Origin of the sequence: Sphingomonas sp., assembly GCF_031426035.1 — a bacterium.
Classification (GTDB): Bacteria; Pseudomonadota; Alphaproteobacteria; order Sphingomonadales; family Sphingomonadaceae; genus Sphingomicrobium.
In genome coordinates, this window is record NZ_JANPKO010000023.1 from 1 (window position 1) to 1,950 (window position 1,950).

The 1,950-nt window shown below is 68.8% G+C and carries 2 protein-coding genes and 1 pseudogene; 2 read left to right on the top strand and 1 reads right to left on the bottom strand.

The genetic code is table 11. The features are described from left to right. Positions 1-66: 66 nt before the first annotated feature. Positions 67-846, bottom strand: a complete 780-nt coding sequence (gene paaG / locus RMP08_RS01440; protein WP_310467173.1) for a 2-(1,2-epoxy-1,2-dihydrophenyl)acetyl-CoA isomerase PaaG — start codon at positions 844-846, stop codon at positions 67-69. A gap of 62 nt (positions 847-908) precedes the next feature. Here paaG and RMP08_RS01445 point away from each other — a divergent pair, with 62 nt between their 5' ends. Further along, the gene (locus tag RMP08_RS01445; protein ID WP_310467174.1) at positions 909-1,490 is read left to right on the top strand and encodes a sigma-70 family RNA polymerase sigma factor; all 582 of its coding nucleotides are present in this window, start codon (positions 909-911) and stop codon (positions 1,488-1,490) included. Then, positions 1,480-1,950, top strand: a pseudogene (locus RMP08_RS01450) (hypothetical protein); the annotation flags it as partial. The gene RMP08_RS01445 and the pseudogene RMP08_RS01450, both read left to right, overlap by 11 nt.

Consider the following 1,950-nt stretch of genomic DNA (forward strand, 5'->3'; position numbering starts at 1 on the left):
GGGATTTGCCGCAAGCGAGGTCTATGGGTTGCTGTCGGCGCCGATGGAGGCGGTGACGGCCGCGCTCTAGCGCCCCTCGAAGATCGCGGGGCGCTTCTCGAGGAAGGCGGCGACGCCCTCGCGATAGTCGCGGGTGAAGCCCAAGCGGCGCATTTCGTCGCGCTGGAGGTCGAGTTCCTCGTCGAGGGTGCGCGATCCGGTGGTGCGGACGATATTTTTGATCGCGGCGAGGCCGAGCGGGGGCAGCGAGGCGAGCTTCGCGGCGAGGGCATCGACTTCGGGGTCGAGCGCATCGTCGTCGACGCATTTCCAGATCAGGCCCCAGTCTGCGGCGGTGGCGGCGGGAAGCGGTTCGCCGGTCAGCGCGAGGCCGAGCGCGCGGGCCTGGCCAACCAGGCGGGGGAGGTGCCAGCTGCCGCCGCTGTCAGGGATCAGGCCGAGCGCGGCGAAGCTCTGGATGAATTTGGCGGATTTGGCGGCGACGACGAGATCGCAGGCGAGCGCGATATTGGCGCCGGCGCCGGCAGCGACCCCGTTGACGCGGGCAATGACCGGCTGGGGCATGGATGCGAGGCGGCGGATCAGCGGGTTCCAGCTTTCCTCGACGGTTGCGCCGAGATCGACGGGCTCACCCGGGGCGACCATGCGGTCGTTGAGATCCTGCCCCGCGCAGAAACCGCGGCCCGCGCCGGTGAGGATGATGACGCGAGCGTCGGCGGCTTCGTCGAGCGCGGAAGCGAGTTCCGAATGCATCGCCCGCGTAAAACTGTTGAGGCGGTCGGGGCGGTTGAGGGTGATTCGGGCGATGTGGCCCTGATGGTCGGCGATGATGGTTTCATAAGGCATCGTGGCTATTTGCAGGACGATGCCATTGCCATGCAAGGTCCGCCGATTTAGCACGCTCCTCAATGTCCGCGCCACTTCCCCCCCAACCGACCACCGACGCCGCCCGCGCGGCGCTGGTCGAGGCGTTGGTGGCAACCGGGGCGGAAGATCGCTCGGCCTTTGCCACCCTCTACCAGATGACCAGCGCGAAGCTTTTTGGGATCTGCTTGCGTATCTGTGGCGAGAGGGGTGCGGCGGAGGACGTTTTGAGCGAGGTTTATCTGACCATCTGGCGGCGAGCCGGGGCGTATGAGCCCGGGCGCGCGAGCCCGATCAGCTGGCTGGCGACGATTGCGCGCAATCGTGCGATCGACTGGCGGCGGTCGGCCGGGCGGCGTCCGGGGGTCACGCTCGATGCTGCGCCCGAGGTAGCGGACGAGACTCCGACGGCCGAGGACCGGATGGTCGAGCGCGAAGTCGCAGGGCGGCTGCATCTGTGCCTCGACCAATTGGACGACAAGCAACGCGGAGCGATCCGCAGCGCCTTCTTCGGCGGGCTGACCTACGCCGAGCTGGCGGAGCGCGAAGCGGTGCCACTGGGGACGATGAAGAGCTGGGTCCGGCGCGGCCTGCAGAAGTTGAAGGATTGCCTGCGTGACGACTGAGCCAGACATGAGCGGGGCCGACATGGCCGCTGCCGAGCTGGCGCTGGGCGTGCTCGACGGCGAGGAACGCAGCGCGGCGCTTCGCCGGTTGCTGGCTGAGCCCGACTTCGCGCGCGATGTGGAGCAATGGCGCGACCATTTCGCAGTGATGCTCGACGGCGTGGCCGAGGTGGCGGCGCCGGCGGGATTGTTCGAACGGGTCGAAGCGCGGATCGGCGGCAGCGACGCGGGGCGGCGGGTCGTGAATCCATGGAAGCCGACCGCGATTGCGGCGAGCCTGGCGGCGCTGGCGATGACCGCGGTGGCGTTGCGACCGGTTGAGGCGCCAATTGCCCCGCCGGTCGTGCCGCAAATCGTCGCTTCGGCGCCGATGATCGCGGCGATGGCGCGGACCGACGCCAGCGGCGCACAACCGGCAATGTACGATTCGGCAACCGGCATGGTGAGAATGCCCGGGCCG

Excerpts from the sequence above, each read along its gene's own strand:
- paaG (WP_310467173.1), bottom strand. The coding sequence starts at position 846 with ATGCCTTATGAAACCATCATCGCCGACCATCAGGGCCACATCGCCCGA.
- RMP08_RS01445 (WP_310467174.1), top strand. The coding sequence starts at position 909 with ATGTCCGCGCCACTTCCCCCCCAACCGACCACCGACGCCGCCCGCGCG.